This window comes from Paenibacillus sp. YAE3, assembly GCF_057546105.1.
This window is the reverse complement of sequence record NZ_BAAIYF010000002.1, coordinates 12502-36678: the sequence shown is the minus strand read 5'-3', so window position 1 is coordinate 36678 and position 24177 is coordinate 12502. Positions and strand designations below refer to the sequence as shown.

The following is a 24177-nucleotide window of genomic DNA, read 5'->3' as shown; positions in this document are numbered from 1 at the left end:
AACCCTGCCGGAAACGAAGGTGAACGGAATGTGGAAACTTAAAGGCTTTTTGAAGCCATATGCGTTGTGGTGCTTGCTGGCTCCGCTGCTGATGGTCGTGGAGGTATTCATGGATTTGCTGCAGCCGACGCTGATGGCCAGCATCGTGGATGAAGGCTTGATGAAAAATGATCTCGGGCATATCGTTTCGACCGGCTTGACGATGGTCGGCGTGGCGCTGATCGGATTAGTCGGGGGCGTGGGCTGCACCGTGTTTTCGAGCATCGCTTCGCAACATTTCGGCAACGACTTGCGGATACGGCTGTTCGAGCATATCCAGTCGTTTTCGAATCGAAACTTGGACCGGCTCAAGACGGGATCGCTGATCACCCGGTTAACGAACGATGTCGTGCAGCTCCAAACGTTCGTGCAAATGATTTTGCGGTCGTTCGTGCGTTCGCCGCTGCTGCTGGTCGGCAGCTTGGTGATGGCGATCCGGATCAGTCCGTCCCTTACGGTCATCCTGCTTGTTGCCGTTCCGCTGCTGTTTATCTTCTTGTATACGTTGATCCGGCTCTCCTTCCCCTTGTTCGCTCAAATGCAGGCCAAACTGGATGGCGTCAACATCGTCCTGCAGGAAAATTTGGCCGGGATTCGCGTCATCAAGGCATTTGTTCGGGCAAGGCAGGAGCAGCAGCGTTTTCATGAGGCGAACACCGATTATACCCGGACTGCGATCAAGGCGAACCGCCTCATGGCGCTGAATTTGCCGCTTATGATGCTCATTTTGAACGCAAGCATCGTTGCCGTGTTATGGTTCGGGGGTGTGCAGAACTGGAATTACGGATTTCCCGTCGGGAATTTGGTGGCGTTTATCAATTACGCGACGCAGCTCTTGATGTCCATGATGATGCTGAGCAATATGCTAACCTTTGTATCGCGGGCCAAAGTATCGGCCGACCGGGTTAATGAAGTGTTTGCCGCGGCCAGCGAGATTACCGAAGATCCCGCCGCCCTAAGCGACGGTATCCGTGAAGGCAGGGTCGAATTCCATAACGTCTCGTTCGCTTACGACAAAGGCGATGAAAATCTGGTTTTGGAGGATATCAGCTTTGTCGCGGAACCGGGAAAAACGACTGCGATCCTTGGCGCTACAGGCACGGGCAAGTCTACGCTCGTCAGCCTCATTCCGCGGTTGTATGACGTTTCGAGCGGTGCGATTACGATCGACGGCACGGATGTTCGCCGGATGAGCCTGGAACATCTTCGCAGCCGGATCGGGTTCGTCATGCAGCAGACCATCCTGTTCAGCGGCACCATCCGGGACAATATCCGCTTCGGCCGTCCGGACGCCAGCGACGAGGAAGTGGAACAAGCCGCCGTAATCGCCGAGGCGCACCGTTTTATAACAGAGCTTCCGCAAGGTTATGACACCGTGCTTGGCCAGCGCGGCATCAACCTCTCCGGCGGGCAGAAGCAGCGGCTTGCGATCGCAAGGGCGCTGCTCATCCGGCCAACGATCCTCGTCATGGACGACAGTACCAGCGCGTTGGACGCGGCGACCGAGTCGCGGGTTAGGCAGTTGTTAAAAACGGAGATGCAGAGCAGCACCAACATTTTGATTGCCCAGCGCGTTTCGTCCGTGGTGGACGCCGATCGCATCCTGATTTTGGATAACGGCCGGATCGCGGCCCAAGGCACGCATGAAGAACTGACGCGGAGCAGCGAAATATACCAGGATATTCTGCAGTCGCAGCTGAATGGGGAGGAGGCGTCTTATGTCCAATCTACATAACCGCGCGCCGATACCGATTCCCGGTCGTCCGGGCGGTTTCGGGGGCGGGCCGCAAGGAGCGGGGCCCGGAAGAGGCGACGTGCCGAAGGTGCGCGCCAAAAACCGCGGCGCTACGATCAAACGCATCTGGGCGTACTTGAACCGCCAGCGGGCAGGACTTATCACGGTGTACGTCTTTACCGTATTGAACGCGCTTGCTTCCCTGATCGGGCCATATTTGATCGGTAAGGCGATCGATAAAGCGGTGATCCCCGGAGATGTTGGCGGTTTAGTCCGGTTTTGCCTGCTTCTGCTCGGGATTTACGCGCTTGGAAGCGTGATCGCATGGGTGCAGGCTTACGTGATGACGGCGGTGTCGCAACATACCGTGTTCGAGCTTCGGCGCGACCTGTTCGCAAAATACCACGAGCTGCCCGTGCAGTTTTTTGACACGCATGCAAACGGGGAATTAATGAGCCGGGCAACAAACGACATCGATAATGTCGCAAACACGCTGAACCAAAGCGTGACGCAGCTGTTAAACAGCCTGATTACCCTCAGCGGATCGCTGGCCATCATGCTGATGCTGAACATTCCCCTGACGCTCGTCGCGATGGTGACCGTTCCGCTCGTGCTGCTGGCAAGCCGCAAAATCTCCGGGTTCAGCCGGGTTTATTTCAAAAACCAGCAGCGGCATTTGGGCGAGCTCAACGGTTTTATCGAAGAAACGGTAAGCGGCTTAAAGGTAGTGAAGCAGTATCGCAGGGAAGAGACGGAAGCCAAGCGATTCCGCAAGCTGAGCGGCGAATTGAACAAATACGGCATCAAAGCGCAGATTGTTTCCGGACTTGTCGGTCCGGTGATGAACATGATCAACAACCTCAATTTTGCGCTGATCGCCGGCGTCGGCGGTTGGATGGCTTTCCATGGCATGGCTACGGTTGGGGTGATCGTCAGCTTCCTAAACTATTCGCGCCAATTCGGCCGCCCGATTTCCGAGCTGGCCAACCAGTACAATTTGATCCAATCGGCCATTGCCGGAGCGGAGCGCGTCTTTGAAGTCATGGATATGGCGTCGGAATACGGTCATGAACAGAAGAACGCCAAACTTCAGCGCCTGCAGGGTGAGGTGGTTTTTCGGGACGTGTCCTTCGGATATAAGCCGGATTCGCCCATACTTCGCGGCGTGAACTTCATAGCGAAACCCGGCGAGAAAATCGCTCTGGTCGGACCGACGGGGGCCGGGAAAACGACGATCATCAACCTGATGACCCGTTTTTATGAAATCAGTGATGGTGCGGTGCTTATAGACGGCATGGACATCCGGGAGATCGACAAAAACGATCTACGGGGCCAGCTTGGCATGGTGCTTCAGGATGCGCACGTATTTTCGGGGACCATACGGGAAAATATCCGTTTTGGCCGTCTCGATGCGACCGACCAGGAAGTGGAAGAGGCCGCGAAGCTTGCCAATGCCGACGGGTTCATCGCAAGGCTATCGCATGGCTATGACACGATGCTTGGCGCCGAAGGCGGGAGCTTGAGTCATGGCCAGCGCCAGCTGCTGACCATCGCACGGGCGATCCTCGCCGATCCGGCCATCTTGATCCTGGATGAAGCCACCAGCAGCGTCGACACGCGCACGGAAATGCATATCCAGCAGGCCATGAAAACGCTGATGCAAGGCCGCACCAGCTTCGTCATCGCCCACAGGCTCAGCACGATTCAGGATGCGGACCGCATCCTCGTCATCCAAGACGGGCGGATTGCGGAGCAAGGCAGCCATGAGGAGCTGCTGGAACGGAAGGGCATTTACTTCGAGCTTTATAACAGCCAGTTCAGGCGGGCGATTTAGGGGAGCCGTTGCATTTTTAGCTTTTTATAGATTGCATCCATTCAACATCAACTTAATCTGTATCATGGAACCGCCCGCTTTCGCGGGTGGTTTTTATGTTTTTGCAACCGAGGACTGTTTTGGATTGAAGTTCATTGGGGCGTAGAGCGTGATATTTTGATCTGATCTCCGGCAAAAAAATTGAGGTTAAGTTGTCAGAAAATATCGCAATAACATGGAATAGAGGAAGTATATGGGGATTCGTAGAATAAGTGTTAGATGTAATGCCCCGCACAAGATCTCATGCATTGGAGGGGAATACCATAGATCTTTTGTCTGTTATTAGCCGGATAGAAACGGCCGCCTCAAATCATCAAATGAAAGAGTTGGAACGTTTGATTCGTTCATTGGATATATCGGACCAACTGGGGCTTCATGGGGAATTGAGCCTAAAGACATTAAAAGTGATCAAAGACCACAAGGATCAGGTAAATATTGATAAATCCGTTAAGGAGCATATGATCTGGTATTACTTTAGTCAGCAAGAGTGGTCAGATCCTATTTTAGCGGAAGTAATCAAAATTTATGAACAGGAACGCTACATTGCATTGGAAAGTATCGTTATAAGTGCTTTAAAGGAAGACAAAGTACTGGATCATCAAATTGAAACTATAAGAAAAACGTTTAAAACAAAGGAATCGATCAAACAGATTAGTAAATGGGTAGAAAGAAATGAAAAGGTAATCCAGGAAGGCTAGAAGAAGATCATAAGAGCTGTTTTGATCCTTGAAGTTGCCATGGGGCTGTGCAACAAAGTTATGAAGAAAAACAAGCACGCTACAGAAACTGACGGTTCCTTGGTTAGCTCGCAGGAAAATTATTTCGAATCGAGATAGATTTGCATGACATCTTGAAATGGCTTTTTTCAGAGAAACGTTTTATTGCGGACAACAATGTGAACTAACTGCATCGCGGCCGCTCCTTTAAATAGTGACTGAAAATCGAAAGGAATCCAAAAAATGAATTTAATCCATATAGAACCAATTAACAAAAGAAATTGGGAAGATGCGCTCGCGATATCTTTACATAAATCCCAAGAGAAACTTGTACCATCTGTGATCGAATCTTTAGCATGGGCTTATATCAAACCGTGGGATGAGGCTTTTGATCCTTATATTTTGCGTAAGGATGATAAGACAGTCGGGTTTTTCTATCTTTCTTATACACCTCATAGCACGAATAATTACTGGATCGGTGGTTTTCAAATAGACAAGAACTATCAAGGAATTGGATTAGGTACCCAATCGCTGACAAGAATAATTGAATTTATACAGGAAGTGCATCGACAATGCGAAGTCATATCTCTAACAATCGAAAAAAGCAATGCTCATGCAAGAAAACTCTATGAGAAACTGGGATTTGTAAATCAAGATCAAGAGAATCAAGATGGCGAGGTTATATATCAACTAAATTTAAAATAAACGATAACATCTGCGAAGAAAAACATTAAAAATCAAAAAGGAGCGATTGAATGAGCCCGCCTAAACATATCCTCTCTGCTGCAGCCATCGTTGTAAACGAAAAGAATGAATTATTACTTATTAAAGGCCCAAGAAGGGGCTGGGAAATGCCTGGCGGTCAAGTAGAAGAAGGAGAGTCTTTAAGCCAAGCAGCAATAAGGGAAACGAAAGAGGAATCAGGGATCGATATCGAAATTATTAAATTCTGCGGAATATTTCAGAACATGGGGAATTCCATTTGCAACACATTATTTTTAGCCAGGCCCATTGGCGGAGAATTAACTAAATCGGAAGAAAGCCTGGAAGCAGGATTTTTCCCGATCGAGGAAGCACTTCATAAAGTACAATGGAAAAACTTTAGACAACGAATAGAGTACTGCCTAAATCCCGAGATGCAACCATTTTGCGTTGAGTTTACGGATAAGGAGAATATTTGAAAGGAGTGATGTGGCATGAAAAATAAAATGATTAGCTTAAGGTCAATTGATCGCACAAACTGGGAAGAGTGTATTCAGCTTAAACCCAAACCCGAACAACAACAGTTTATTGCATCAAATCTCTACTCGATCGCGGAGGCACAATTTTTACCTGGATTTGTAACCAGGGCAATCTATGTGGACGAAATCCTTATTGGTTTTTCCATGTACGGGTTAGATCCCGATGACGGCAACTATTGGATCTACAGATTCATGATCGACGAGCGATTTCAAGGACGCGGATATGGCAAGGATGCCATGCAGTTGATTATTCGCGAAATCGAGAGTAAGCATGATCGAACGAATGTTATTTTTCTTGGCTATCAGCCTGACAACGAAGGAGCGCGTAATTTATACGCGAAGGTAGGGTTTAAAGAAGTAGGGATAGCACCGTGGGGAGAGATGCTGGCTAGGTATTCCTTTTGTTAGAAAGGTCAGCAGAGTGTCCCCTGGCCGCCGGAGGTTCTTCGAGGTTGTCCATTCAGTCTGGAAAATAGGATCATGAGCCGGCCAAAGACAAATGCGCTCTAAGGTTCGGCTCACTCACATAACAACGTTATATGAAATCAGTGCAAATAAAATTCAAACCAGACGAATAAAAGGAAGTGTTCCTTTGGATGTAAACCAAAGAAAGCAATGGAATGAAAATCATAAAAAACTGACCAACATGATTCTAAAACCAAGCGAACATCAAAATTCAGTGGATCTTTTCTTAAGTCAACATGGTTTGTTACATTCATCAAAAATAAGCGATTCACGAGCGGCGTCCCTTGAAGATGAATTGCTGAAGGATTTATTGGAGGAATCATTTCGTACATATCCCGTCACGGCACCTGATACACGGAACTCTATTGTTTGGCATATATGGCATATTACACGCATTGAAGATATGACAATGAATATACTTGTAGACGGAGGAAATCAAATATTACACTCGGGTCATTGGGCCAACCAACTTAATGTCGATTACCCGCATTCAGGAAACGAAATGACACAAATTGAAATTGCTGATCTAAGTGAGAATATGGATATAAATGCATTAATGGAATATCGAAACGCCGTCGGACGAAAAACCCGGGAAATTGTTGCTCAATTATCGCCGGGGGAGTTTAGAAAGAAAGTAGACGCAGAAAGAATTGGTATTCTTGTAGAGCAAAAAGCGGTAAAAAATGAAGCCTCCTGGTTGCTTGATTATTGGGGGAATAAGACTATAGCCGGATTAATGCTGATGCCTGCGACAAGACATCTCTTTTTGCATTTGAATAAATCGATCCGCATTAAACAAAGAATCCAAAAAAATTAAAGCTTCATGGAAACCACATATTGCACTTCTGTCATACGCATCGATTTCATACCTGATTTTGTTAGGAGGCAAGTTCATTTGGGGATTACAATACATTATGAAGGAATCGTGAAGAAAAACCATGGCCCAAAACTCATCAGCTATGTAGAAGATTCCGCCAGGAATCAGGGTTGGCAGATTGACCGCAAGGAAAAAAATCTAATAACGGTTACGCCGCACCAAGATTGCGAATCCATCATCATTCAATGGGATGACACCTTGAAATTTTCGGGATTTGTAAAAACCGGACTGGCGCCAAGCGAAGTCCACAAGCAGGTTGTGGAATTTTTTTATCGAATGAAGCCCCTGTTGAAGCAAATCCATATGGAAGATGAAAGCGGATATTGGCTTGAGTATAACGACAAAGTATCCAACCCTTCTGATAAAGAGCTGACATACTTCCCCGCGCGATCTGAAAAAGACCTCATAGATTCAGGGATGCTTCAGATTCCTCCTTTTGCAACGGACGATGATCGGAATTTTTGGGGAACAACGCCGAATTATATCGAGCCATTTATGGATGTCGCAGCCGTAAGAAACAGAATGGGATATGATCTCCGGAATGAACCCTATGTTCTAACCGCAATGGAAATCGAAGAGAGATTGGTAATGGAGGGCTTTCACGTTCATGCGCAGGATTGGGAAGACGAGATATTCTATCTTATTCACTTGGCAACATGGTGGGCTTGGAACCGTTCGGAGGGGATGGGCGCAACAAAATTGAGAAGAGATAAATGCATCGCTTTTGGCTGGGCACTCGCTCGAGGGTGTCATGGGTTTGGAGGGGGATTTTTGAATCAGACACATCGGCGGGCACATATCGCTCTAGATCTATTGGAACAAAAAGAGGGTGCGCTTAGCGCGATCCGGAGCCTTGAAGTAATGGAAAGCCTCTTTGATTTTTGCGGACTACGCTGCAGGCTCTCTCCTTCGTAAATACGGAATCGTTTATGCCATTTAAAAAAAACTAAAAAGAGACGGGTGATCGGCGTGAGACTTGAATTTGATCATTTTCTGATCAGTGATGAAAAAACATAATTAAACATGGAAACCATAACCGGGTTTATGTCGAGAAGTTATTGGGCAAATCGAAGACCCGAAGTGGTACGCGAGACGCTCATGGTCTATACAGGCAATATCATTTTGAAGAAGACAAGGACCGAATGATGAGACGAATGCCGGATAGATAAGGAGGAAGATCATGAATGAACGAATGGGAAACATGAGACCCACGATCCCAAAGGTTTACAATCCGGAAAAAGATATTGAAACCCAGAGAAAGATTCTGGATGAAGATGAGCGGGAACCTTTTACGATTACTTTTTATATCAACCCACAAAATCATATATTTGGTTTTATCGCCAAGGGGACAACGGGCTTTATTCAATACGGATTGGACATCATCGCAGCTGCGGTTTCGTCCTTGTCGATGAATACGGTTCATTCCATCCAGCAATTTACTGAAGATCAGGCCGAGATTGAAGCGACCAAAAATTATATCCAATGTTTGATTCATGGTCGAGTCAGCAAAGAATCCATTCTGCTGTTCAAATCACTCCGGTTAGGTATGTACACGATCCAACACACGTACGGTGAAAAATACATCACCATAGAAGAGGTCAAGGTAGAGAAAAATAAAAGATTTTTTGGTTTTCTGGGCTAAAAGTCAATGGTTGCGTTCCAGTGGCATTCATTTTTTCGAGTAAGGGAAGATAACAGGGAGGTGGCGAAGTGAACCGTAGAAGTAAATGAACATGCCTTATCCTATCTAAGACGAAAGGAGAAATAATGAAACAGCTGTTGCTTGCTTTATCTTTTATATTGATCTTTACGGGATGTTCGATAAAAAAAGAGCCGCATAAAAAAGATTTGGAAAGCGAAATGGATCGAGTGATCCAATACAAATTGAACGCGGTGGAAAAGGAGCATGCCGATCAAGTCAATCAATGGTTAGCGAAAGCTCGGGAAACCGGAAAAGTGGGACAATATTTCATTTATAATGAGGGGACCAATACAGACAATTTGTATTCTTACATATATCGAAAAGGTTATGCCGATTATGAGGTTTCGTTTATTTATGACCCAAGTGATCCAAGCAATAAAGGTCAAGTCCATGTAACGGGGATGAAGGAAGATCTGAAAAACGATCATTTTGTACAAATAAAAACCATAAACGATCTCTCCATTCTTTTCGTCTTATCTGATGAAAGTATAAAGAGCAAATTAAAAAATAAATGACGGTAAGCGGAGGAATCCGAAGTAAACAGTAGGGGGGGTCTATGTCAACGGCATCGATAAATCTAAGGCGTTTAACCTCGGGCGACTATCCCATTGTCTTAAACTGGAGCAAGGATGACGCCTTCTGTTCGGCAAATGGATGGGAGAAGAATCGCAGCCCTGAAGAGCTGTGCAAATGGTGGAATCAATGCATCCATGCGGCGGCAGATGATTTTGTACGATTGGGCATAGAATGGAATAAACAGTTGATTGGTTATGCGGATTTAGCCTGCATTCAAAACCATACGGCCGAACTGGGGATCGCCATCGGTGAAAGCTCCTTATGGGGAAAGGGAATAGGATATCATTCTGCTCTATGTATGATAGAATACGGGGTAAAGACGTATGGAATTTCCATGTTTTACGCGGAAACGCATGAAACGAATATCCGATCCAGAAAAATGCTGGAGAAATTAGGTTTTGAGGAGACGGGCCGACATGGGAGCGAAGTATATTTAGGAAAAAACGCACAGCTCATACAATACCGGTTAAATCGCTCTTTTGATGATTGGAAGGATTGAAGCCTATGGGAATCGGAGGAGAAAAGGGAATGATCCAGTCTATCGTCCACATCGCGCTTGTCGTGAAGGATTATGATGAAGCCATTGATTTTTATACGAAAAAGCTTCATTTTGAATTAATTGAAGATACATATCAACCCGAACAAGACAAAAGGTGGGTCGTCGTATCTCCCCCTGGGTCGTCAGGAGCGACAATACTGCTGGCAAAAGCGTCGAAACCGGAGCAAGAACCATTTATCGGGAATCAAACCGGCGAGAGAGTATTTTTATTTTTAAACACGGATGATTTTTGGAGAGATTATCGCGAGATGGTTTCAAATGGGATAGAGTTCGTCCGAGACCCCCAGGAGCAGCCTTATGGGATGGTGGCAGTGTTCAAAGACCTTTACGGGAACCTGTGGGATTTGCTGCAGCTCAACGAAGACCATCCGATGATGAAAAGAATGAGCTAGTCAAAGAAAATGGAAGAAAGTTGGAGACCTGATGACCCCAAATCACCCTGGGAAAAATCTGATCATTCTTCTGCATGAAATTTATGGAGTTAATGATCATATGAAATTTTATAGCGACTTGATGATCGAGGAAGGTTTTGATGTGATCGTTCCGAAGCTAATTGGCCGGGAAGCATTTTCCTATGATCAGGAGGACCAAGCCTACCATTATTTTATGAACGAGATCGGATTTGCCGGTGCACATCGCCATGTATGCAACATCGTAGATCAAAACCGGGACGAGTATGAGCGGATTTTTATCATTGGATTTAGCGTGGGCGCAACGATCGCATGGATGACGAGCGGGCACGGAGTAGACGGCATCGTCGGATTTTACGGATCGAGAATCAGAAATTATACGGAGATCGAACCCGCTTGCGCCTCCTTATTGTTTTTCGCTAAGCATGAGAAATCGTTTAACGCATTGGATTTGCAGCAAAAATTAAGGGATAAACAGAACGCGTACGTCGAAATGATCGACGCCGAACATGGATTTATGAACCCTTATCATGACGCTTACAACTTCAATGAGTACCACCAATGCCTGAAGAGGTGCAAGGATTTCCTCAAGCAAACCGCTGGCTGAATTGAACGATCGGGAAAATGAATGATGAATACATATCATGCGCTAGGGGCGCATTGTTGAAAGGGTGAAGGATTGAACATGCCGACTCCAACAGGGGATGCTAAAACCTGCAGCCAAGGACACCGGTATTATAAAAGCAGCGATTGTCCGACATGCCCGATTTGCGGGCAGGAACCCAAAAACGAAACGGGCTTCCTATTGCTTCTTTCCGCGCCGGCCAGACGGGCATTGGAGAATCATGGAATCACCTCTCTCCAAAAACTTTCGGAGTACAGCGAAAAAGAAATCCTGCAATTTCATGGCATGGGCCCGGCTTCTTTGCCCAAACTTCGGGCTGCTTTAGAAGAAGCCGGTTTGTCCTTCAAATCGTGAGCGCATGAATGTCCTGCGCAGCCTTTAACAGTCGGTTACTTGCCGCGCCAGACGGGAATCGGAAACCGGTGAATCCACTTGATGACCCGGGTCGATATCCACTGGCATGCTACCGCAAGAACGATGATTTTCCAGTCGATGACATAGGCGGTCAAAATAAAAATGAATCCGTTCATCCAAAATAACGACGTGCCGGGATGGATTCGTTTGTATTTGTAAATCGCGAGCGCCACATATCCGATGCCTCCGTTGGATACCCTCTGCCTAAGGAGCACCGAAATGCCCGTCCCCAAAATGACCGAACCGATAAGAAGATCGATCCATACGTTGCCGATCGGCGGTTTAACGAACACCTCGAAGAAATTCACCGATACCGAAGTTACCGTAATGACAAAAACGGTCCCGAAGGCGCTGACGCTGCCCAAATAATGGACCGTAAAAATGAGGAAAGCAAAGTTGGCCATCCACAGTCCCAGGCTCATCGGAACGCCGAACGCATGGTTCAAAAGCACCGCGATCCCGGCTCCTCCCCCGGACGGAATGGCATGCGGAAACAAAAAAACAGCCATCGCGAACCCTTGGATGACGGAACCTGCGGTGATAAAAAAGAGTTTTCTGGAAATATGGCGGATCATAAACGGCTTGCTGCGGCCGGAAATCATTTGAATCTTCACGCGGAATCTCCTTCATTGAGTGGAGTATGAATCCTTCTTTGCATACATTGTATGCTTGTCTATAGAAGGGGATTCCGGGAACTGCAAAAGATACATATAAGGCATTCTGGAATAACGAACGGGTTCATGTCAGAATGCCTTAGCTTCAGAACTTATGGCGAAAGTGCTTTCGGTTTTCTTTTTATGCGTTTGTCGCCACGCTTAGCTTTCGATCGGCCGTAGATGTATGGTTAAATCACGTAACAAAATTCGTCGGCTTGCTTTTGGTTCGTTCCGAATTCAAACGTGTCCTGGCGGAGGCCCCGGCGCATCGTCTCGAGCGCAAGAATTTCGCCGGGAGGGATGTTGCCAAGGTTCACGTTGGGGCCGAATTTGCGCAAAAACATCGCTTGCTGCTGCTTCTGGGGCGCTTCCCAGACCAGCTTGCTTGAATCCGGGACAAACTCGATGATATCCTGGATGACTTTTTCCCGGCATTCGCCGTTTTGGTCGAACACGCCTACGCCTACCCCCGATTCACGGGCTTCCACCGTCAAAAACTCGGCGCCTGCGGCCAAATCCGTCTCCATCGTCTCAGCCAATCGGGCGGCGTCGATGAGAGAGCCGGAAAGCTTTTTGCCGTATTCCGTGAAGACCCGGAGCCCGTGCTGTTTGCCTTCCCGAATCAGCTCCGTGCGTTTGCTGCGAGACAGTTCGATCGTGCCGTCGGAGACTTCAACCGCATTAAACCCGAGGTTGCATATCGTTTTGAAACAGACGGGAACGAGATCCTGCTGAACGGCCGTCTCAAGCAGGGTTCCGCCGGGCATGACCAGGATGCCGTGCTGTTTGGCAAGGTTGATCTTGTGCAGCAGAACTTCCGTTTTATATAGCGGAGCCGTTCCGAAACCGAATTTGACGCAGCTGATATAATCTGAAGCGGTTTCGACCAGATCCGTAAACGCGTTTCTGCCCAGGCCCTTATCGATGACCATCGTAAACCCGCCGCCGAGTTGTTGCGGGCTTTTGCCGCCGAGTTGACGTTCGCGCAGCCCGCTGGGGTCGCATAACTCTTTTGGCCATACTGCACGAAGGGAAATGTTCATTTGGGGATCTCCTCAATTCTTTTTGAATTGTCGTTGAATCGAAATGACACTGGTATCTTATGCGCATTCCGAACGGCAGGTGCCCATCCCGCTCCATCATTTTGCGGCTTTATCCGACCTTGCGCGGAGGCTTGATCAAAAAGAACACGAAACCAAGCGTGATCAAAGACAACGCGGATACCGTAATAAACACGACGCGATCCGATTTATCCATCATCCAGCCGAACAGCGGCGGTCCCACAGCCACGCCCAAAAAACGCAAGCTGTTGTAAAGCGACGTGATCATGCCGCGCTCGCTTTTTTCGACGGCTCCCGTGATGAGCGTATTCAGGCAGGGGAGAAGCATGCCCGTTCCGATGCTGCTGATGGTCAGCAAGCCGATAAACACATAGATGTTTTTCAAAAAGAACAAGGTGGCCGCGAGCGAAACGGTCATGGCAATAAGTCCGACATTCATCAGCACGCGCATGAGGAGGCCCTTTTTCTTGATCAAACTTCCGGTCGTATAGGAGGTGATGACCATCCCCAGCAGGGGAATGGCCAAAATGAGGCCTTTGACGACGCCATCGATGTTGTAAGGCTTGTCCTCAAGGATGTTGGACAAATAAAAAAGCACGCCGAACAGGATAAACAGCCCAAGCGATCCCGCAAAAAACGCGGTGACGAGCCAGCGGCCTTTTTCCTTGAAGATGCATTTGATTTTCCCGAGATATGCCTTTAGCTCCTGCTTCTGACTCCGTTTGCGTTCTTTGATCAAAAAGATGACGGCTAAAAGCGATAATGCGCAAAATACGGGAAAGGCGAAAAAAGAAGCATACCAGACGATCAGCATGAGCAGGGAACCGATGATCGGGCTGAGCACTTTGCCTGCGCCGTTGGAGGCTTCGATGAGGCCGAGGGCTTTGCTTTCCGTCCCTCCTTCATACAAATCGCCAACGAGCGCCATGGCAATCGGAGCGGTTCCGGCGGCGGCAAAACCTTGAATCGCCCTGGCGATGATAATGACGGTGTAGGAGTCCCAAATGGCGCCGAAGCCGGCCAGGATACCGGCCGCACCATAAATGATCAGCGCGGGTATGATCACGACCTTGCGGCCAAACCGGTCCGACAAATATCCGATTAGCGGGATGAACAAGCCGGCGGCCAAAGAGAAAATCGATATGATCAAGCTGCTTTGGAATTTGCTGATGCCAAGTTCTTTTTGCATTTGCGGAAGGCCGGGAACCAGCATGGAATTGCCGAAAACGAGCACGATCGGAATGGTGGCCAGTGCAATGAACTCCCATAGTTGGCCTTTGGAACGGCCGTCTGCCGACGATTGTTTAGAGCTTGCCTCTTCTTGGTCCGCCGTCTCATCGGGGCTTGTCAGTTCGATATCGCTTTCAAAGCGGATATTCATTTTTCGTGATTTCGTTTTTTCCATGGTGTGGCTCCTTGACTGTATTTAGCGATTTTCCGCCATTCTAATTATTGCCGCAGAAGGAATATAACATTCCGGAATTACGGATTTGGGAATGGGCATAAGCGAACCGAGGCTTGACAGGCTTTGAGGGGGGAAGGATTTTTTTGCGTTAAAAAAGCACCACCTGAATGTGGGCCAATATACTGACTATTGCAGTACCTTTACGCATAGGGTGAAAGGGGATACCAATGCCTATACGGATCATTCAGGGAAGCAGCCGCGAGTTGGAAGACGCCGACATCAACGTGATCATCGACGTGATACGCGCTTTTACGGTGGCGCATTACGCTTTTATCGGCGGGGTGCGGGGAATCATGCTGGCGGGGACGGTGGACGAAGCTTTCCGTTTAAAAGAACGTTATCCTTCTCATCTGTTGGCCGGAGAGATTCAAGGCCTGCCGATTCCGGGGTTTGAACTGGACAATTCGCCGGCGCGCTTGCAGCGCTTCGACTTGAACGGGAAATATTTGATTCAGAAAACGACAAACGGCGTTGCGGCGGCTTTAAACGCGTTGAACGCGCACCACATATTTGTCACCGGGTTTACCAATGCCAAAACGACGGCGGAATTCATCAAACGAAATTTGATGAAGGGCGAAGACGTAAAAGTGCAGCTGATCGCCTCGCATCCGAGCGGGGACGATGATCTGGCATGCGCGGAATATATGGCAGGCATACTTCAGGGCGAAGGCGGCATTTCCTCCGATCGGACCATCGAGCGCATCCGCGATTCGGAGGCGGCAGCAAAATTTTACGATGCGGGGAAGCCGGAATTTCTGGAAGAGGATATCACGTTATGCGCCAGAGAATATGCTACCGGTTTTGTCATGAAGGTGAGCAACGAGCGCCAAGCTCCGGTCGTGCAAAAAGTCCCGGCCCGCACATAAAGGATTGAAGGAGGAGCCTGAATAATCAGGCTTTTTTTGTGCCGCCGTACAAACTGGTTAATTTTCCTGGGAATCCTGTTCCGTTTTGTTGTAATAGTCGTACCACATATTTTTGTTGTATTCCTTCGGATCGATCAGGCCGACTTCAATGCAAAGCTCGGTCAGAAGATACACCGCGTAAAACTGTTTCCGGTTACGGTCATGGATGCTGGACAAGGCCTCCAAAGTCACTTTTTTGGCTTTTTCGAGGCTGTTGCGCTCGACGGCATGCACGATTTCTTTCATGTTTTCCAAGTAATAAACGGTTTTGCGCAGGGTGCGTATAAGTAAAATTTGCCTGATATGTACGGGGGTAAACAGCCTATAGCCGTTTTCGGGATCTCGTTCGGGCGTGATCAGCCCCTCCTTTTCCCAGTGCCGGATCGCCGAGGGCTGAACGTCGGTCAGCGCCGCGGCTTCGCCGATCGTCATACGGTTTTTCAGCTTGCCGTTTGGGACAAGCGGAAGCTCCGGATCCTGAAGCAGGGTCAACGTCTGCTCCGCAACCGTTTTTTCATGGTGCAAACGCGCCTGCTCCTCATTGACCAGCCAGAAGGCTTCATCCATGTCGCCTTGTTGAATGAGGCGAAGGACTTTGCAGGTGAGACCGACGCTAAATCCGTTGAACATCGCCCGAAGGCAGCGGAAATAAGCCAGATGAACCCGGGTGTAAAGGCGGTAACCGTGTTCCGAACGCTCCGGCGCGGGAACCGCTCCCCAGGATTCGTAATGCCGCAAAGCGCTGGTGCTGATGTACAGTTCCCGGGCGATTTCGATCGGCTTGTAGTATCGCAATTTCTTATCCCTCCCCCATGAATTGGGTATATCCTACCAAATCGTTGCAAGCAAAGCAAACACTTTGATAAAACCTTCAAGTAACATGTGAAGGTTTATGTTATCAAATTGCTTTTCATCGGCAATTATTTTCCTGGACCTTCGCATTTGCATGAGTGTTATAAAATCGGGTTGTAAGCGGATTTTCAAGAGGAAACAACCTCAAAATCAAAACCGGTAAGAAAGCGGGTGGAACGATGGCGGAAAGGGAGCTTGCCATTGAAGTGAAAGGATTAAGAAAAGCATACGGCACGCGGGAAGTGTTGAAAGGATTGGACCTCGGCGTGGCGCGGGGAACGGTGTACGGCATCCTGGGTCCCAACGGAGCCGGGAAAACGACGCTGGTTCATATTTTGTCCACGCTTCTTCGCCCGGACGCGGGAACCGTAAAAATCTTCGGACGGGACGTCGTTCGCGAGGCCGATGCGGTTCGCCGAAGGATCGGGTTAACCGGGCAATTTGCCGCCGTTGACGAGGAGCTTAGCGGGCGCGACAATCTGGTGCTGTTTGCAAGGCTTGCTGGGTATGGAACCAAAGCGGCCAAAGCCCGGGCCGATGAACTGTTGGAGGGGTTCGGCCTTTCCGAGGCAGCCGGCCGGAAGGCCGGAAAATACTCGGGAGGCATGCGGCGGAGGCTGGACATTGCCGCGGCCATGCTTGTGGCGCCGGACCTGCTGTTTTTGGATGAACCGACGACCGGGCTGGATCCCCGGAGCCGAAACGACGTCTGGGAAATTGTCCGGATGTTGGTGAGACGGGGAACGACGGTGCTGCTCACGACCCAATACCTGGAGGAGGCCGATCAGCTTGCCGACACGCTTGCGGTCATCGACGGGGGAACAGTCGTCGCCGAAGGGACTCCGGGCGAGTTGAAGGCTTTGGTCGGATCGGGCACGATTCAGGTCCGGCTGACCCGTGCGGAGCAGCGGACAGATGCCGAACAGGTGATGAACCGCGTACTCGGGACGACAGTAATTACCCATGATGATCCCGCTTTGATCACGGCGTCCGTTTCGGATCCCAAACTAGCGGCGCTGGCGCTTGCCGAACTATCCGGAAACGGCATCGGAACGGTTCAATTTTCGCTCGGCCAGCCCAGCCTCGATGAAGTATTCCTTGCCTTGACCGGCAGGGCTGTCCAAGAAGGAACGATCGAGGAGGGAACGCGATGAATCAGATGCCATCCAGGGTTATGTTGGCGCTGAACGGAGGGGAGCACCCCAAAAGAGCTAATGCGCTGCAAGCCGTCTCAACCTTTATCTGGCGCTCCTGGCGCAAAACGATCAGAAACATTCATTATTTGGCGATCGATTCGATCGTTTTTCCGGCGATCTTTTTGCTGATATTTACGTATTTGTTCGGCGGGGCGATCTCCGGCTCGACGGGCGATTACCTGCAATTTCTGCTTCCGGGCATGCTGGTTTATACGGTCACCACGATGACGGTGTATATCGGAATCGGAATCAAAACCGATATCGAACGGGGCGTTTTCAACCGTTTCAGAAGCCTTCCGTTTTGGCAGCCCGCGGCAATCATCGGCACAATGGCGATCCATTTGCTGTCGTTTGCGGCGGCGATCCTTACCACGTTCGGGCTTGGTCTGCTGCTTGGCTTTCGCCCGGAAGCCGGCATCGCAGGATTCCTGCTTGCGTTTGCGCTCGTCATGCTGTATGCATTCAGCTTAAGCTGGATTTTCGCCTGCATCGGAATCGTCGTCAAAAAAACCGAAACCCTCACCACAATGTCATATATTGCGTTGTACCCGCTCATGTTTACCAGCAACGTTTTTGCGGATACGTCCACCATGCCGCCATGGCTCGGGCGAATCGTGGCTTATAATCCTGTGAGCTTGGCGTCCTCGGCAGCCCGGGGACTGACGCACGGCACAGCGGAAGCCCCGGTGCTCATCGCCGCGCTTGCCGTGCTCGGATCGATTCTGCTCGTCTTTATGACTTTGGCATTTTGGCTTTACCGCCGAAAAACGAATGAATAAACGGGTTCATAGTGGTCTTAGCGTCCGTCAAGGGCGCTTTTTTTTTGACTTCTCGCAGCTCCAACAACATGCGGCACAACAGATTCGCTTTACTTCGTGCGCAGATAACGCTTGTCCTTTAAGAACAACCACCAGAACAAGACGAAAACCGGCAATAAAATGACCGTCCCGAAACCGTACCCCCATAGCAAGGATACGAACATCGAATGGTTCGTGATGCCGGCTTCCACGGTCAAATCCGGGTAAACGATGTAGGGCAGATGCGCTTTCCCGTACGCATAACTCGCGAGCGCGAACTGGAGGATCGTCATCACGACGGCCAGCCGGGGCCAGCCTTTTCTGCCGTCTTTCCGGCGAATCCACAAGGCGCCGTATCCGATCGCAAACGCGACGACCGACAGCAGGAACCATACCGATTGCTCCTGCATGCGGGCCACGATCCAAAGCGCCTCCGGCACCATCGTAAAGGTGGCCAAGACGGCCATGGCAAGGGCCAAAGGGCCAAGCACGATCGCGAGGGAGCGGAATTGCTGCGACACCTGTTCGTTTCCGGCTTCCCGCCCGTAATCGGACAGGAATATGGCGGATAAGAACAGTTCCGTCAGAATGCCGAAGCCGACATGGGCGTACAATGTGGCGCTGCGCAGCAAAGTTCCGAATTCGAGTTGGGGAAAGCCCTGCTCCGTATGGATGAATCCGCCGAGCGAAATCGGCAGCACGCTAACCAGCAATCCGGGAATGAACAGGCCGGTGATCCCCGAAACGATACGCAGCGCCTGTTCATGTTTCTGCACCGAATACGAATAAACGATAAACGCGCTCCGAAACAGCAGCAGCACGAGCACAAGGCTGACCGGCACCAGCAGCAGGGTCCCCAGCACAAAGGCGGCGCGGGGGAAAAAGCCGACAAGCGCCACGACCAACAGCACGAGAAACACATTGGTAACTTCCCAGGACGGGGACAAAAAACGGTTGGCAATGTCGGCGGCATGCGGATTCCTTTTGCTGAACACCATGGACCAAAACCCCGCGCCGAAGTCGATGGAACCCGCAATCGAATAGATAAAGATAAAGCACCAAAGAATGGTGATCGCCAGCTGCGTGTCGCTCATAGGCTCCTCCCTTCTCCGGTCCGGCCTTCCACCGGTTCAAAAGTAACGGGATGCCGCTTGAAATAGTAGAACATGACCACCGCCGTTACGATCAGCAGAAACGCATACAGCCCGAGAAAAAGGACAAACAACGAGCCCAAATGCTGGGCCTGCGTCGCGGCGGATGCCGTCTTCTGGATATGGTAAATGGTCCACGGCTGCCGTCCCGTGCAGCTGAATACCCAGCCGGTCTCGATGCCCACCATGGATAGCGGGCCGGCAAACAGCAGCGAGTATAACAGCCATCTGGGGTAAGGGCGTTTGGCAAGGATGCGGAAGCCCACTGTAAAAACAGATACGAGAATCAGCAGCATGCCGATGCCCACCATCAGATTAAACAGCGTATGCACGAACAGCGGAGGCCACTCCTCTTCGGGAAAATCGTTCAAGCCTTTGACGATGGTATCGAACCGGTTGCCTGCGAGGAAGCTGAGCGCCCAAGGAATTTCGATCGCCCCTTTGATGCTGCGCGTTTCCTTGTCGACCACGCCTCCGATCGAAAGGGGGGCATAGGCTTGCGTTTCGAAAAGCCCCTCGGCCGCCGCGAGTTTCTCGGGCTGATGCGCATGCAGCATTTGCGCCGTTTCATGGCCGCTCAGCGCCGTGATCAGAGAGATGATGCCGCCGATGAACAGGGAGAGGAACAAGCTTTTGTAGTGATAGGCCCGTTCCCGTTCCGAGTGGCGGCGTTTGAGCAGCTTCATGGCAGCCACCGAGGCGACGGCAAAAGCGCCGGTCATGTAGGCCGACAGGAGCACATGCATCGCCGTCGTCGCCAAGCTGGGATTAAACACGGCCGCCCAAGGATGCACGTCCACCACCTGTCCGTTTTCCAGCCGAAAGCCGCTTGGCGTGTTCATCCACGCATGGGCGTCCGTAATCAGCACCGCCGACATGCTGGAACCGATGGCCACGAAAACGACGCTAAGGATTCGTACCGCCGCCGGCAGCCGGTCCGCCGCGTAGACATAAATCGACATGAACAACGCTTCGAGGAAAAACGCCCAGATCTCGATCTGAAAGGGCAGCGCGATGACTTGGCCGACGATCTCCATGAAACCCGGCCACAGCAGCGAAAGCATGACGCCCACGAGCGTTCCGGAAGGGATCGCTACCCCCAGGAGGATGGCAAGGCCTTTCGTCCAGCGTTTGGCGAGCATGGCGTAGTCCTTGTCTTTTTTTACCTGATACAAAATTTCCGCAATAACGATCATGAAGGGAATTCCAACTCCAAGCGTCGCGAAAATGATATGAAACGCCATGGACGACCCGAACAGCGATCGCGCCAGCATAACGTTATCCATGAGATGCCTCCGTTCTGAACGTAAAATCGCATCTTATTGTGAACCGAAGACATCCAAAGTATTCCTAAGATGTAAATTCGGGGAATTGAAAGGGGGGGTAAAAGGCGAAAATAGCGCGGGTAGGTTATTCCATGACTCTTTGAAGAGATTGGAGTAACAAGGAGAGCAGGGTGAACTTGTTGTTTTTACAGTTTACATAATATAAAGATCGTTAACCTATAGACTTCAAGCGGCAATTTTTCGTACGCATCAAATTATAAATAAAAACCTACTTGACAGGTGTGAATAATTGGTTTAATCTTACGTCAAGCCCAACGGGTTATCGTTCATTGAATGAATGCTCGTTATTTCAACATTAAACAAAATGATCAGCCGATTGGTCCACCAAAGGCTCCTGCGATCGATACCGGAAACATGCCGGTAGAGAACCAGGGGCCTTTTCTGTTTCCCGGCGCAAGGCTCGCGATGGAGGGGCAGGGAAGGCCTTTTTCTTAAAATCAGCCAGAGCAAGGTCGATAACGCCGGAAAGGAGCGGCATGAAAGAAAAAGACTGGGCACAAATGGAGGAAGCGGATTGGCATTTTCGCAAGCTGGTCCGAAGATTCGTCAAGGAGCGCGACAAAATTACGATCGAAGGCGTCCCGCTCCCGGGCATGCTCATCCTGAACGCCATTGTGAGGGACGGGGAACAAGGACTTGGGGATATCGCCGAGCAGCTGGATTTTACGTCCGGTGCCGTCACCGCGATCTGCGACAAACTGGAAGCTTTGGGATTTGCCGTCCGCAAACGAAGCAAAACCGACAGGAGGACGGTGGCGCTGGACATTACCGAGCAAGGAAGAGAGATGGTCGCACGGAACAGGGAGGCAGGGACTTATATGATCGACGCGTTGTTCGGGTCCTTTACCTTCGCAGAACTCGAGCTTCTGATCTTCTTGTTCCAGCGATTGCATGGCCGCCTGGAGGGATTTGCCGAAGCGGTTATCCAAAAAGCGGAATCGGCCGGCAGGGACTTGAAGACGGAAGCGGTGTGCATCAAGGAGAGCGGCAAGCGCTCAAACAAATTTGTTTCGTATTAAAACGATAATCGCAAACGGGAAGGGAGAAACAAGATGGGACATCCAACGATTTATCCGACGGGAACGACGGTTTACCTGCCAGGCAAAGCTTGGAGCGGGTATACGATTTATCAGGCGGCCGATACCGGCGCGTTGCTCATTGACATGAACGGCAGGGAGGTCCGTCTTTGGAAAGGGCTGCGGGGTTTTCCGAACAAAATATTTCCGGGAGGTTATGTGCTCGGCAGCACGGCGGAACGCGACCCGAAATACGGTTTCCAGGACGAAGCCAACCTGGTGCAAGTGGACTGGGACGGCAACATCGTCTGGACATTCGACCGTTACGCATGGATCGAGGATCCGGGCCATCCGGCGCAATGGATGGCGCGCCAGCATCATGATTATCAGCGCGAAGGCAACCCGGTAGGGTACTACGCCCCGGGGCTGACACCAAAGGTGGACGGAGGGAACACGATCATCCTTGCGCATAAAAACGTGAACCGGCCGGAAATTTCCGACACCGAGCTGCTCGACGATACGATCATCGAGGTGGACTGGGAAGGGAACGTCATTTGGGAATGGGCGGTCAGCGACCATTTTGACGAGCTGGGCTTCGACGAAGCGGCCAAACAGGCGTTGTTCCGCGATCCCAACACGCGGGCGTTCGGCACCCACTCGGGAGACTGGATGCATATCAACTCCGTATCGGTGCTCGGCCCGAACAAACATTACGATGCGGGCGACGAGCGGTTCCATCCCGATAACCTGATCTGGGACGCCCGCGAAGCGAACATCATCGCGATCATCGATAAAAAATCCGGGAACATCGTATGGAAGCTGGGACCCGATTATTCGTCGAAAGAAACGGAGCATATCGGCTGGATCATCGGCCAACACCATGCCCATCTCATTCCGCGGGGGCTGCCTGGCGAAGGGAATATCCTCGTATTCGATAACGGCGGCTGGGGCGGCTACGGCAGTCCGAACCCCGAAGCTCCGGACGGGCTGAAGGTGGCGCGCCGCGACCATTCCCGCATTCTGGAGATCAACCCGGTCACGCTTGCGATCGAATGGCAGTATACCCCGACGGAGGCCGGATTCCAGGCGCCGCTCGACTCTTACCGGTTCTATAGTCCTTACATCAGCTCGGCGCAGCGTCTCCCGAACGGCAACACGCTCATTACGGAAGGCGCAGACGGCAGAATCTTTGAAGTGACGCGCGAGCATGAACTGGTATGGGAATACATTTCGCCGTACAAAAACAAACGGAATTCCAACATGGTCTACCGCGCTTATCGGGTCCCTTACGAGTGGATTCCGCAGTTGGAAGCGCCGGTCGAAACGGAAATCGCCCCGTTCGACGTCGCCGATTTCCGGCTGCCGGGCGCCGCTGCCCGGGGAGCGGTCACGGCCGTCGATGTGGAAGGGACGGTATCTTACGGGGAAGGCGCTTTCTGCGTGGCCACGACAGACGAAACCATCCGGAAGGAGAGCGCCGGCGATGAATAAGCTGCACATTCGGCGCTTGAGTCTCGTCGTCATGGCCCTCGTGCTGTCGGCTTCGCTCCTTAGCGCCTGCGGAACGGCCGCGGGATCGAGCCAGGGCGGCCGACTGAAGCTCAAGATTGCCGATATATCGACCAATACGGTCTTCCGCGTCGCGAAGAAAAAAGGCTTTTTCGAGAAACACGGCATCGACGCCGAGCTCGTGAACTTCGCCACCCCGGCCGAAGGTGTGAATTCCTTGTTCATCAAGCAGGTCGACGTCGCCTTCGGCGCGGACTTCCCGCTGCTGAACGCCGTCAGCAAAGGCGATTATTCCATCTTCGCCTCCTCCGGTACGGCCACGGATCTAAGCGCAAGCGAGTGGAAACTGTTTGCCCGCAAGGAAATCGCCAGCGCAGCCGATCTGAAAGGCAAAAAGCTGAGTTTTTCGAGAGGCACGTTTATTCCGTATCTATGGGACGTTTACCTGCAGCAAAACGGCATTTCGTTATCCGACGTGACGCTCGTAGGGCAGGGCGGGTTTGACGAAGCGTACGTCGCGCTGAAAAAAGGCGAAATCGACGCGGCATGGGTATACGGAGCGGTGCTCAACCAGAAGTTTGCCGGGCTTGAGGAGGCCCGCGAGCTGTCGGATATGTCCCAAACGCCGGTGCGGATCGGTACGGGGCTGATTGCCGCAAGTTCGTTCATCCAGGACCACAAGGAAAGCATGGTGGAATTCCTGAAGGCGCTGGATGAAGCCTCGACTTATGCGCAGGCCCATCCGGACGAAACGGCGGATATGATGTACGACGAAGTGAAACAGCCGAGAGAAGCAACGCTTAAGGATCTTCCGAAAAATCCGTGGAATATCGGCTTCACGCAAAAAGCATACGAGGGATTGGTCGGACAGAAAAAATATATGGTCGAAAACAAGATCATCGAAAAAGATTTCGACCTTCATGCGAAACTGAATCTGGACCTGGTACGCCAGGCGTTTCCGGACCGCGTCATCGAATTGAAATAGGAGGGA

Annotated in this window: 26 protein-coding genes; 20 read left to right on the top strand and 6 right to left on the bottom strand. The window is 50.6% G+C overall.

Annotated elements, in window-relative coordinates:
* Nucleotides 1-28: 28 nt before the first annotated feature.
* From AC27KL_RS03055 to AC27KL_RS02990, 14 genes are all read left to right on the top strand, one after another.
* Nucleotides 29-1774 carry an ABC transporter ATP-binding protein gene (locus AC27KL_RS03055; RefSeq protein ID WP_487168799.1) on the top strand — a complete coding sequence of 582 codons (1746 nt, stop codon included), beginning with the start codon at nt 29-31 and terminating at the stop codon, nt 1772-1774.
* On the top strand, nt 1758-3608 hold the full coding sequence (locus AC27KL_RS03050) for an ABC transporter ATP-binding protein (protein ID WP_487168798.1): 1851 nt from the start codon (nt 1758-1760) through the stop codon (nt 3606-3608). Before AC27KL_RS03055 ends, AC27KL_RS03050 begins: the two co-directional genes overlap by 17 nt.
* Nucleotides 3609-3859: 251 nt before the next feature.
* Entirely contained in the window at nt 3860-4345 is a 486-nt protein-coding gene (locus AC27KL_RS03045; protein WP_487168797.1) for a hypothetical protein, read from the top strand.
* 261 nt (nt 4346-4606) lie between these two features.
* The gene (locus AC27KL_RS03040; RefSeq protein WP_487168796.1) at nt 4607-5068 is read left to right on the top strand and encodes a GNAT family N-acetyltransferase; all 462 of its coding nucleotides are present in this window, start codon (nt 4607-4609) and stop codon (nt 5066-5068) included.
* Nucleotides 5069-5118: 50 nt separating this feature from the next.
* Nucleotides 5119-5544: an NUDIX hydrolase gene (locus AC27KL_RS03035; protein WP_487168795.1), complete on the top strand. Its 426-nt coding sequence runs from the start codon at nt 5119-5121 to the stop codon at nt 5542-5544.
* Between the two features lie 15 nt (nt 5545-5559).
* Nucleotides 5560-6012, top strand: a complete 453-nt coding sequence (locus AC27KL_RS03030) for a GNAT family N-acetyltransferase (protein ID WP_487168794.1) — start codon at nt 5560-5562, stop codon at nt 6010-6012.
* Nucleotides 6013-6196: 184 nt separating this feature from the next.
* A complete protein-coding gene (locus tag AC27KL_RS03025; RefSeq protein ID WP_487168793.1) occupies nt 6197-6886 on the top strand; it encodes a DinB family protein in 690 nt (229 codons plus the stop codon).
* 78 nt (nt 6887-6964) lie between these two features.
* On the top strand, nt 6965-7861 hold the full coding sequence (locus AC27KL_RS03020; protein WP_487168792.1) for a hypothetical protein: 897 nt from the start codon (nt 6965-6967) through the stop codon (nt 7859-7861).
* Between the two features lie 265 nt (nt 7862-8126).
* A complete protein-coding gene (locus AC27KL_RS03015) occupies nt 8127-8588 on the top strand; it encodes a ribosomal-processing cysteine protease Prp (RefSeq protein WP_339324667.1) in 462 nt (153 codons plus the stop codon).
* A gap of 125 nt (nt 8589-8713) precedes the next feature.
* Complete coding sequence (locus tag AC27KL_RS03010) at nt 8714-9163, top strand: hypothetical protein (RefSeq protein ID WP_339324668.1); 450 nt, start codon at nt 8714-8716, stop codon at nt 9161-9163.
* Between the two features lie 41 nt (nt 9164-9204).
* Nucleotides 9205-9723, top strand: coding sequence for a GNAT family N-acetyltransferase (locus tag AC27KL_RS03005; protein ID WP_339324669.1), 519 nt, complete (start codon nt 9205-9207; stop codon nt 9721-9723).
* Between the two features lie 29 nt (nt 9724-9752).
* Nucleotides 9753-10175: a VOC family protein gene (locus tag AC27KL_RS03000; protein WP_339324670.1), complete on the top strand. Its 423-nt coding sequence runs from the start codon at nt 9753-9755 to the stop codon at nt 10173-10175.
* A gap of 31 nt (nt 10176-10206) precedes the next feature.
* Nucleotides 10207-10800: a dienelactone hydrolase family protein gene (locus AC27KL_RS02995; protein ID WP_339324671.1), complete on the top strand. Its 594-nt coding sequence runs from the start codon at nt 10207-10209 to the stop codon at nt 10798-10800.
* A 78-nt stretch (nt 10801-10878) separates the two neighbouring features.
* Entirely contained in the window at nt 10879-11172 is a 294-nt protein-coding gene (locus AC27KL_RS02990; RefSeq protein ID WP_339324672.1) for an RNA polymerase alpha subunit C-terminal domain-containing protein, read from the top strand.
* 35 nt (nt 11173-11207) lie between these two features.
* On the opposite strand, the gene AC27KL_RS02985 is transcribed toward AC27KL_RS02990, so the two are convergent.
* The 3 genes from AC27KL_RS02985 to AC27KL_RS02975 form a co-directional block, all read right to left on the bottom strand.
* The gene (locus AC27KL_RS02985) at nt 11208-11807 is read right to left on the bottom strand and encodes a YitT family protein (protein WP_339325128.1); all 600 of its coding nucleotides are present in this window, start codon (nt 11805-11807) and stop codon (nt 11208-11210) included.
* A gap of 269 nt (nt 11808-12076) precedes the next feature.
* Nucleotides 12077-12931, bottom strand: coding sequence for a phosphosulfolactate synthase (comA, locus tag AC27KL_RS02980; protein ID WP_487168791.1), 855 nt, complete (start codon nt 12929-12931; stop codon nt 12077-12079).
* A 109-nt stretch (nt 12932-13040) separates the two neighbouring features.
* The gene (locus tag AC27KL_RS02975; protein ID WP_339324674.1) at nt 13041-14354 is read right to left on the bottom strand and encodes an MFS transporter; all 1314 of its coding nucleotides are present in this window, start codon (nt 14352-14354) and stop codon (nt 13041-13043) included.
* Nucleotides 14355-14581: 227 nt separating this feature from the next.
* On the opposite strand from AC27KL_RS02975, the gene AC27KL_RS02970 reads away from it, so the two are divergent.
* Complete coding sequence (locus tag AC27KL_RS02970; RefSeq protein ID WP_487168790.1) at nt 14582-15280, top strand: 2-phosphosulfolactate phosphatase; 699 nt, start codon at nt 14582-14584, stop codon at nt 15278-15280.
* Nucleotides 15281-15337: 57 nt separating this feature from the next.
* Here the strand turns inward: AC27KL_RS02970 and AC27KL_RS02965 are convergent, their stop codons facing one another.
* A complete protein-coding gene (locus AC27KL_RS02965) occupies nt 15338-16114 on the bottom strand; it encodes a TioE family transcriptional regulator (RefSeq protein WP_487168789.1) in 777 nt (258 codons plus the stop codon).
* Nucleotides 16115-16350: 236 nt separating this feature from the next.
* Here AC27KL_RS02965 and AC27KL_RS02960 point away from each other — a divergent pair, with 236 nt between their 5' ends.
* Nucleotides 16351-17325 carry an ATP-binding cassette domain-containing protein gene (locus AC27KL_RS02960; RefSeq protein WP_487168788.1) on the top strand — a complete coding sequence of 325 codons (975 nt, stop codon included), beginning with the start codon at nt 16351-16353 and terminating at the stop codon, nt 17323-17325.
* Nucleotides 17322-18146, top strand: a complete 825-nt coding sequence (locus AC27KL_RS02955; protein WP_487168787.1) for an ABC transporter permease — start codon at nt 17322-17324, stop codon at nt 18144-18146. Before AC27KL_RS02960 ends, AC27KL_RS02955 begins: the two co-directional genes overlap by 4 nt.
* 89 nt (nt 18147-18235) lie before the next feature.
* Here the strand turns inward: AC27KL_RS02955 and AC27KL_RS02950 are convergent, their stop codons facing one another.
* Both AC27KL_RS02950 and AC27KL_RS02945 read right to left on the bottom strand, forming a co-directional pair.
* Nucleotides 18236-19258: a cytochrome d ubiquinol oxidase subunit II gene (locus tag AC27KL_RS02950; protein ID WP_487168786.1), complete on the bottom strand. Its 1023-nt coding sequence runs from the start codon at nt 19256-19258 to the stop codon at nt 18236-18238.
* A complete protein-coding gene (locus tag AC27KL_RS02945; protein ID WP_487168785.1) occupies nt 19255-20601 on the bottom strand; it encodes a cytochrome ubiquinol oxidase subunit I in 1347 nt (448 codons plus the stop codon). Before AC27KL_RS02945 ends, AC27KL_RS02950 begins: the two co-directional genes overlap by 4 nt.
* A 536-nt stretch (nt 20602-21137) precedes the next feature.
* On the opposite strand from AC27KL_RS02945, the gene AC27KL_RS02940 reads away from it, so the two are divergent.
* The 3 genes from AC27KL_RS02940 to AC27KL_RS02930 are packed head-to-tail and all read left to right on the top strand — an operon-like array spanning nt 21138 to nt 24171.
* Entirely contained in the window at nt 21138-21680 is a 543-nt protein-coding gene (locus AC27KL_RS02940) for a MarR family winged helix-turn-helix transcriptional regulator (protein WP_339324680.1), read from the top strand.
* A gap of 33 nt (nt 21681-21713) precedes the next feature.
* Nucleotides 21714-23168: an aryl-sulfate sulfotransferase gene (locus AC27KL_RS02935; protein ID WP_487168784.1), complete on the top strand. Its 1455-nt coding sequence runs from the start codon at nt 21714-21716 to the stop codon at nt 23166-23168.
* Nucleotides 23161-24171: an ABC transporter substrate-binding protein gene (locus tag AC27KL_RS02930; protein ID WP_339324682.1), complete on the top strand. Its 1011-nt coding sequence runs from the start codon at nt 23161-23163 to the stop codon at nt 24169-24171. Before AC27KL_RS02935 ends, AC27KL_RS02930 begins: the two co-directional genes overlap by 8 nt.
* The last annotated feature ends 6 nt before the right edge of the window (nt 24172-24177 follow it).

Bases quoted from the DNA above. Each gene is read 5' to 3' on its own strand.
- AC27KL_RS03010 (WP_339324668.1), top strand. From the start codon at position 8,714: ATGAAACAGCTGTTGCTTGCTTTATCTTTTATATTGATCTTTACGGGA.
- AC27KL_RS02990 (WP_339324672.1), top strand. From the start codon at position 10,879: ATGCCGACTCCAACAGGGGATGCTAAAACCTGCAGCCAAGGACACCGG.
- AC27KL_RS03000 (WP_339324670.1), top strand. From the start codon at position 9,753: ATGATCCAGTCTATCGTCCACATCGCGCTTGTCGTGAAGGATTATGAT.
- AC27KL_RS02940 (WP_339324680.1), top strand. From the start codon at position 21,138: ATGAAAGAAAAAGACTGGGCACAAATGGAGGAAGCGGATTGGCATTTT.
- AC27KL_RS02970 (WP_487168790.1), top strand. From the start codon at position 14,582: ATGCCTATACGGATCATTCAGGGAAGCAGCCGCGAGTTGGAAGACGCC.
- AC27KL_RS03055 (WP_487168799.1), top strand. From the start codon at position 29: ATGTGGAAACTTAAAGGCTTTTTGAAGCCATATGCGTTGTGGTGCTTG.
- AC27KL_RS02955 (WP_487168787.1), top strand. From the start codon at position 17,322: ATGAATCAGATGCCATCCAGGGTTATGTTGGCGCTGAACGGAGGGGAG.
- AC27KL_RS02930 (WP_339324682.1), top strand. From the start codon at position 23,161: ATGAATAAGCTGCACATTCGGCGCTTGAGTCTCGTCGTCATGGCCCTC.
- AC27KL_RS03030 (WP_487168794.1), top strand. From the start codon at position 5,560: ATGAAAAATAAAATGATTAGCTTAAGGTCAATTGATCGCACAAACTGG.
- AC27KL_RS03015 (WP_339324667.1), top strand. From the start codon at position 8,127: ATGAATGAACGAATGGGAAACATGAGACCCACGATCCCAAAGGTTTAC.
- comA (WP_487168791.1), bottom strand. From the start codon at position 12,931: ATGAACATTTCCCTTCGTGCAGTATGGCCAAAAGAGTTATGCGACCCC.
- AC27KL_RS02935 (WP_487168784.1), top strand. From the start codon at position 21,714: ATGGGACATCCAACGATTTATCCGACGGGAACGACGGTTTACCTGCCA.
- AC27KL_RS02960 (WP_487168788.1), top strand. From the start codon at position 16,351: ATGGCGGAAAGGGAGCTTGCCATTGAAGTGAAAGGATTAAGAAAAGCA.
- AC27KL_RS02945 (WP_487168785.1), bottom strand. From the start codon at position 20,601: ATGGATAACGTTATGCTGGCGCGATCGCTGTTCGGGTCGTCCATGGCG.
- AC27KL_RS02950 (WP_487168786.1), bottom strand. From the start codon at position 19,258: ATGAGCGACACGCAGCTGGCGATCACCATTCTTTGGTGCTTTATCTTT.
- AC27KL_RS02975 (WP_339324674.1), bottom strand. From the start codon at position 14,354: ATGGAAAAAACGAAATCACGAAAAATGAATATCCGCTTTGAAAGCGAT.
- AC27KL_RS03005 (WP_339324669.1), top strand. From the start codon at position 9,205: ATGTCAACGGCATCGATAAATCTAAGGCGTTTAACCTCGGGCGACTAT.
- AC27KL_RS03040 (WP_487168796.1), top strand. From the start codon at position 4,607: ATGAATTTAATCCATATAGAACCAATTAACAAAAGAAATTGGGAAGAT.
- AC27KL_RS02985 (WP_339325128.1), bottom strand. From the start codon at position 11,807: ATGATCCGCCATATTTCCAGAAAACTCTTTTTTATCACCGCAGGTTCC.
- AC27KL_RS03050 (WP_487168798.1), top strand. From the start codon at position 1,758: ATGTCCAATCTACATAACCGCGCGCCGATACCGATTCCCGGTCGTCCG.
- AC27KL_RS02995 (WP_339324671.1), top strand. From the start codon at position 10,207: ATGACCCCAAATCACCCTGGGAAAAATCTGATCATTCTTCTGCATGAA.
- AC27KL_RS03035 (WP_487168795.1), top strand. From the start codon at position 5,119: ATGAGCCCGCCTAAACATATCCTCTCTGCTGCAGCCATCGTTGTAAAC.